This window comes from Vallitalea sp., from assembly GCF_025211055.1.
Lineage (GTDB): Bacteria > Bacillota > Clostridia > Lachnospirales > Vallitaleaceae > Vallitalea.
The window spans coordinates 20,195-27,069 of the sequence record NZ_JAOARO010000061.1 but is presented as its reverse complement, the minus strand read 5'-3'; the positions used below and the strand labels follow the sequence as shown (position 1 = coordinate 27,069).

5 protein-coding genes are annotated in these 6,875 nt (G+C 35.2%); 1 reads left to right on the top strand and 4 read right to left on the bottom strand.

The window, feature by feature from the left end; translation table 11 throughout:
• Positions 1-262: 262 nt before the first annotated feature.
• The 4 genes from galT to N4A55_RS09320 all read right to left on the bottom strand — a co-directional run bounded on the left by galT (position 263) and on the right by N4A55_RS09320 (position 5,596).
• On the bottom strand, positions 263-1,786 hold the full coding sequence (gene galT / locus N4A55_RS09335) for a UDP-glucose--hexose-1-phosphate uridylyltransferase (RefSeq protein WP_293755420.1): 1,524 nt from the start codon (positions 1,784-1,786) through the stop codon (positions 263-265).
• A gap of 387 nt (positions 1,787-2,173) precedes the next feature.
• Positions 2,174-3,163, bottom strand: coding sequence for a UDP-glucose 4-epimerase GalE (gene galE, locus N4A55_RS09330; RefSeq protein WP_293755418.1), 990 nt, complete (start codon positions 3,161-3,163; stop codon positions 2,174-2,176).
• Between the two features lie 34 nt (positions 3,164-3,197).
• Positions 3,198-4,355 (bottom strand): galactokinase, encoded by a 1,158-nt coding sequence (locus N4A55_RS09325; RefSeq protein ID WP_293755416.1) that lies wholly within the window; start codon positions 4,353-4,355, stop codon positions 3,198-3,200.
• Positions 4,356-4,561: 206 nt separating this feature from the next.
• Entirely contained in the window at positions 4,562-5,596 is a 1,035-nt protein-coding gene (locus N4A55_RS09320) for a LacI family DNA-binding transcriptional regulator (RefSeq protein ID WP_293755415.1), read from the bottom strand.
• A 213-nt stretch (positions 5,597-5,809) separates the two neighbouring features.
• On the opposite strand from N4A55_RS09320, the gene N4A55_RS09315 reads away from it, so the two are divergent.
• Positions 5,810-6,874 (top strand): undecaprenyldiphospho-muramoylpentapeptide beta-N-acetylglucosaminyltransferase, encoded by a 1,065-nt coding sequence (locus tag N4A55_RS09315; protein WP_293755414.1) that lies wholly within the window; start codon positions 5,810-5,812, stop codon positions 6,872-6,874.
• Position 6,875 lies beyond the last annotated feature (1 nt).

Sequence of the window (6,875 nt, the reverse complement as noted above, 5' to 3'; positions counted from 1 at the left end):
ATTGGACTTTAGTTTGTATTGCAACCTTATCCATCAGCTCGCGCCTGATGTGATTTCTGTTCGTCAGACCAGAGATTTGCCGCTGGCTTCCTTCAGATTCTTCGTCGCCGAAGACACCCTTGCCTTAAGCTATACATTTCCTACTACTAGGGCATGTTTGGGACTTACACCCTTAAGATTATGCCCATGCTGGGCACACAATTAAAAGCCACTACATCATTATTCTAATAACGTGGTGACTATAAATATGTAGTATATTCACTTAAGCCTTTATAAATCTCTCCAACCCAGCAATACCTTCCTCATCCATCTTATAAACCCCAGCACACTCAAGTACCTGAGCAAAGATATTACCTACTTCTTTTCTAATACATTCTCTTGCTTCATCAGCCTTCATATCTATCCCATACTCTTCAACCAATCTCTTAATCCACTCACCATGCTTCTCTAACTCTTCATACTCCGCTCTATCTTTTATCTTACCTACTAGAATATCTTCTATTAATGAAAGTTCTTTCTTAAGTCTTGCAGGAAGTACAGCAAGTCCCATAACTTCAATAAGTCCAATATTCTCTTTTTTAATATGATGTAGATGAGCATGAGGATGGAATATACCATCTGGATGTTCCTCACTTCTTCTATTATTCCTAAGAACTAAATCAAGTTCATAATCTCCATCTCCATTAATCCTAGCTATAGGTGTTATAGTATTATGAGGAATCCTATTGCCATCATTCTCTGTATAAGCCAATATACCAAGACTCTCATCAGAATAATCTCTCCACTTACCTAGAATCTCCTCAGCAAGCTCAATTAACTTATCCTTATCCCCAGAAGATAATCTAACAACCGATAAAGGCCATCTAACTAACCCTATCTTAACCTCTTCATAACCATCTTTCTTTAACTCCTTAATAATAGATGCCTTTTCCATAGGGAAAACATGATGTCCACCTTGGAAATGGTCATGACTAAGAATAGAACCACCAACTATTGGCAAATCAGCATTAGACCCAACAAAATAATGAGGAAACTTCTCTACAAATGACAATAACCTAACAAAAGTATCGTTAGATATCTTCATAGGAACATGCTTCTCATTAAAAACTATACAATGCTCATTATAATATACATAAGGCGAATACTGGAGATACCAATTCTCACAACTTAATTCAACTGGAATCACCCTATGATTATTCCTAGCAGGATGATTCACTCTCCCAGGATATCCAACATTATCTATACAAAGAAAACATTTAGGATAATTAGCACTATGCATACTCCTAGCCTTCTCAATCTCCTTAGGATCTTTCTCCTGCTTAGAAAGATTAATAGTAATCTCCAGTTCGCCTACCTGAGTATCAGCCACCCAATACTCATTCTTAGCTATCCTATCCATCCTTATATAATTAGAATCCTTAGATAACTTATAATAATAATTCGTCGCACTCTCTATACCTTCTTCATCAGCAGTCCCATAAAATCTATTAATTAACTCAGAAGGTCTAGGCATAAGTGTAGCCATAATCCTAGCATCCAACATATCTCTATATGTAACAGTATCTTCTATTATATTATTATCCACAGCATACTGTAATAATTCCTCCAATATCCCCACAGGAGAATCCACTACTCCACAACTATCCAACTCTCCCTCATAAGGCTCCGAAATCCCCAATATATCCATAATGGAATTTCTCACTAATTGGACATCCCACTTCTCTATCATTTTATTACTAAGACCAAACTTTATAAGCTTCTCAATACTGATCTGCACTTTTTCCACAATTCTACCTCCAATTCCAGTTTATTAAACCAACACTCTTCTACATCTATCTATAATATTATCAAACTAATATTTCTTTTTATCTCACACTTCATTTAATTATCAAATAAATATTAAATACCTAACCTATACTACTAAACACAACTTAAGTACCACCCAAGAGCCAAGCAGGGTATATATATGTAAATAAACCGACCTTTAAATTTCCCTTAGAAAATCTTAGTGAGTAGAAATAAATATTACGTTAAGAACCTTAACTGTTTGACCAACGGGAGTTGTTAAGGTTTAGTAATATTTATTGGAACGAACTTAGTTTTTCTTAGGGAAATTTAACAAGAGACGCTTTACATATATATACCCCTGCGCCCCACTTGCACTATTACTCTATTACTTGTCGAACCCATCAGGATTATTAACATGCCACTTCCAAGCACTCTCAATAATCCTCTCCAAAGAATTATACTCAGGCTTCCAACCCAATTCCTTAACAGCCTTCTCAGAAGAAGCAATCAACACAGCAGGGTCCCCTGCTCTCCTCTCAGCTTCCTCAACAGTAATAGTCCTTCCAGTAACCTTTCTAGCCACCTCAATAACCTCTTTCACAGAAAATCCCTTTCCATTCCCAAGATTAAACACAGTACTATCTCCACCATTTTGCATTCTCTCAAGAGCCAATATATGAGCATCAGCCAAATCAGTAACATGAATATAATCCCTAACACAAGTTCCATCCTCTGTAGGATAATCATTACCAAATATAAGTATCTTATCCCTCTTACCAAGCGCCACTTCCAATATAATAGGTATAAGATGAGACTCTGGACTATGATCTTCCCCTATATGTCCATCAATATGTGCCCCTGCCGCATTAAAATATCTAAGGGCAGTATACTTAATACCATAAGCATCATCAGACCACTTCAACATTTTCTCAACAGATAGCTTAGTCTCCCCATAAGGATTAGTAGGCATAGTCCTATCTGTCTCCATAATAGGTATACTCTCTGGCTCTCCATAAATAGCCGCAGTAGATGAAAAAACAATATACTTAATATCATGCTCCTTCATCTTCTCCAACAGACACATAGTTCCATACATATTGTTGTTATAATACTTTAACGGCTCAGTAACACTCTCACCAACAAGAGAGTCTGCCGCAAAATCAATAATAGCATCTATCTTATTCTCACTAAAAACTCTTTCCAATGCATCTTTATCCCTAAGATCACCAACACATAACTTAACACTCTCTGGAACTGCCTCTCTATGTCCTTTTTCCAGATTATCAAATACAATAACCTCTTTACCTTTCTCTAAAAGTCTCGCCACTGTATGAGACCCAATATATCCTGCTCCTCCACAAACTAAAATAGCCATACTAATATCTCCCTTCTACTATAAGATTGTCTTATTAGATTCTTCCTGCTCCATCACCAACATTAGCCACATAAAACTCAGGCACTAACCCAATTCTATCCTCATAATTCTTACCAACTACTCTAATAAACTCATCAACACTATCCTCTTTCACAATACTAACTGTACAACCACCAAAACCAGCACCAGTCATACGTGAACCAATAGTCCCCTCTATCTTCCTAGCTTCCTCTACCATAGTATCAAGCTCAACACCTGTAACCTCATACAAATCTCTCAATGATTCATGAGAAGCATTCATCAACTTACCAAATGTAATAATATCTCCCTCATTAAGCGCTTCAATTGCTTTCTTCACCCTTACATTCTCCTCAACCGCATGTTTAGCCCTATCTCTAGTAATATCCTTCTCAATAAGATACTTATACTTATCAAATGTCTCTACATCCATCTCACAAAGATTCTTGATATCTAACTCTTTTTGAATACACTCCAAAGCATATTGGCACTCCGAACGTCTCTCATTATATTTAGAATCCGCTAACCCTCTTCTCTTCTTAGTATTACCTATAACAATCTTATACCCATCTAGCTTAAGAGGTGCATACTTATAATCTAATGTCTCACAATCAAGTAAAATAGCATGATTAGGTTTCCCCATACCAGAAGCAAACTGGTCCATAATACCACAATTAACCCCTACAAACTGGTTCTCCGCTCTCTGACTCATCTTAACCATCTCAACCATATCTTCCTTACAATCAAACAGCTCATTAACAACTACAGCTGTCAACACTTCAAGCGACGCAGAAGAAGATAATCCCGAACCATTAGGAATATTACCATAATACAAAATATCAAAACCACCAACTTCATGACCCTTATCAATAAACTCCTTAATAACCCCCTTAGGATAATTAGTCCAATCATCCTCTTCCTTATACCTAATATCCTCAACATCAATCTCTACCCTAAGAGCAAAATTAAGAGTAGCAAACCTAACCTTCCCATCGTCCCTCTTCCTAGCCGCCGCATATGTACCAAAATCAAGAGCACAAGGAAAAACATACCCACCATTATAATCAATATGCTCCCCAATCAAATTAACTCTCCCTGGCGCAAAAAACTTATTTACATCACTCTCTTCTCCACCATACAACTCCACAAACTTACCAACACACTCTCTCTCCATACCAAACTCATCCTCTCTATAATTTTATATTTCTCTATTATTTAAATAATTGTTGTTATATCTCTATAAATATCTAACGTAGCCCAGTAGGTAATATATATACAAATAAAGCGATTTTTAAATACTTGTTAGAAAATCTTAATGAGTGGAAATAAATATTACGTTAAGAACCTTGACTGTTTGACCTACGGCAGCCACCTATTAAATTATATCTTCCCAGCTACGCTATTCCTATGAATCAACCTAGTTTCAATAATAATCTTCTTATTCTCCTTATCCCTATCTCTAATAATCTCACATATCCTATTACCCGATATCTGTCCCAATCCAGTCATATTCTGATCCACCGTTGTAATACTAGGTTCTGTTATCTGACTAATAATAGTATTATCAAACCCAATAATTGAAAACTCCTCTGGCACAGATATACTAAGAGCCTTAGCTGCCTTCAATGCCCCAACAGCCATCCAATCATTACAAGCAAACAAGCAACTAACTTCATTATTCTCTCTAATTATCTTCTCAACAACCGCTTTTGACTGTTCAACAGCTTCTAATCCATTACCATCCTCAATTATCAATATATTATCTTCATCAAACTCTATCTTAAACTCTTCACAAAACTTCCTATATATATCCTCTTTCACATCATAAGAATAACTATGTCGCCCTCTTATGAAAACTATATCCCTATGACCTAACTCATACAGATACTTAAGTGCCTCATAAGTTCCAACCTCTCCATCATTAAGAACATAATTACAATGAATTCCCCTGTTAAACCCATTAATAATAACCAATGGTATTTGTTTACTAATCCCTTCATAATAACCTGACTTTATATTCTTAGTTCTAGGGTTAATAGCAATAATACCATCTACACTTCGGTCCTTCATATTATCAACCATTAATTTTTCCTGCTTTGGATCTCCTTCTGTATTACACAAAAACGTAGTATATCCTTTGTTCTTAATAACACTATCAATACCTTTTACTACCTCAGAAAAGAAAAGGTTTTCTATACTAGGCGTAAGAATACCTATAGTCTGTGTTTTATTATGAATAAGTCCTCTAGCCAGTAAATTAGGCTTAAATTCAAGCTCTTCTATTGCTTTTTCAACTTTTTTCCTCGTTGCCTCTTTCACCGGATAATTCTTATTCATTACTCTTGATACCGTAGTAATGGAAACTCCTGCTAATTTAGCAACATCAGCGATTGTAGCTCTTTTTTGCTGATCCATTTCTCCACCTCCTATTATAGAAAAGGTTTTCTAAAATCATTATATGATATATAATTAATATATGCAAGTAAAATCTATCAAGTAGATTTTAAATAACTTATATTTTATAATAAGCCATTTGAACAAAAAACATAGCTATCTATTGACATTTATTTTACCAAAAGGGATAATAATAATACAAATAGACTTAGATTCGCACTGGAGGTAAAAAAAGTGAAACGAATTGTATTAACAGGTGGAGGAACCGCTGGACATGTAACACCTAATCTAGCCCTCATCCCCCATCTTGATAAACTTGGTTACGATGTTCATTATATAGGCTCTTATAATGGTATGGAAAAAGACTTAGTAGAGAAAAAAGGTATTCCATATCATGGCATTTCATCTGGAAAGCTTAGAAGATATATTGACCTTAAGAATATTTCTGACCCATTTAGAGTTGTAAAAGGCGTTGGGCAGGCAGCTAAATTAATAAAAAAATTAAAACCGGACATAGTATTTTCAAAAGGTGGTTTTGTAACAGTCCCAGTTATTCTAGGTGCCAAATTAAATAGAGTACCTTCAATTATACACGAATCAGATATGACTCCGGGACTTGCTAACAAAATAAGTATCCCTTTTGCAACAAAAGTATGTACTACTTTTGCAGAAACCCTTACACACCTTCCAGAAGATAAAGCAGTTCTCACGGGAACACCAATCAGAGAAGAGATATTACAAGGTGATAGAACAAAAGGTCTATCATTATGTGAATTCAGTACTTCAAAACCAGTATTACTAATGACAGGAGGAAGTCTAGGAGCTGTCAGAATCAATGATGTTCTTAGAGAATCTCTAAATATAATATTAAAAAAATACCAATTAGTACATCTATGTGGTAAAAATAATCTAAAAGAAGAATTAGTAGGAATACAAGGTTATAGACAATTTGAATATGTCAATGAAGAGATGTCAGATATATTGGCAATGAGCGATGTGGTAATATCAAGATCCGGTGCTAACATAATCTCAGAACTATTAGCTCTAAAAAAACCTCATGTACTTATACCATTACCAGCTAATGCTAGTCGAGGTGACCAGATACTTAACGCTGCTTCTTTTAAAAAACACGGATATAGTTATATCCTTAATGAGGAAGATATGACCCCTCAGAACGTAATGAAAGCCATAGATTCAGTATATAATAATAGGAATGAATACATTAATCATATGAATCATAGTAAATCAAGTAACGGCATTGAAAACATTCTAACTCTAATAAATGAATTAGTTAAATAAA

Excerpts from the sequence above, each read along its gene's own strand:
- galE (WP_293755418.1), bottom strand. The coding sequence starts at position 3,163 with ATGGCTATTTTAGTTTGTGGAGGAGCAGGATATATTGGGTCTCATACA.
- N4A55_RS09320 (WP_293755415.1), bottom strand. The coding sequence starts at position 5,596 with ATGGATCAGCAAAAAAGAGCTACAATCGCTGATGTTGCTAAATTAGCA.
- N4A55_RS09325 (WP_293755416.1), bottom strand. The coding sequence starts at position 4,355 with ATGGAGAGAGAGTGTGTTGGTAAGTTTGTGGAGTTGTATGGTGGAGAA.